Origin of the sequence: Bacillus sp. SIMBA_008, from assembly GCF_046535495.1 — a bacterium.
Taxonomy (GTDB): Bacteria; Bacillota; Bacilli; order Bacillales; family Bacillaceae; genus Bacillus; species Bacillus subtilis.
In genome coordinates this window covers 1-276 of sequence record NZ_JAWRWL010000385.1, presented here as the reverse complement: position 1 = coordinate 276, position 276 = coordinate 1, and the positions used below count along the sequence as shown (strand labels likewise).

The window sequence follows — 276 nt, the reverse complement described above, 5'->3', positions numbered from 1 at the left end:
AGATAACGTGCTTCGCGCACAAACAGGGGGACTAATTGTTCTTGGGTATAATGAACAAATTAAAAGTATTGTTGATGGGGGATTTCACATTAATTGTGCATTCTCTCCTGCTAGTTTATACGAATTAGCAAAAATGGATGGGGCACTTATTTTAAATGAAACTGGAAGTAAAATTTTAATTGCAAATGCACAGTTAGTTCCAGAGGCATCTATTGATTCTATTGAAACAGGTATGCGCCACCGGACGGCAGAGCGTGTAGCAAAGCAGACAGGTAG

General features: G+C 39.5%; 1 protein-coding gene. It reads left to right on the top strand.

The genetic code is table 11. The features are described from left to right. A partial coding sequence (locus SB658_RS23705) for a diadenylate cyclase (protein ID WP_410602756.1) occupies nucleotides 1-276 on the top strand: 276 nt, incomplete at both ends.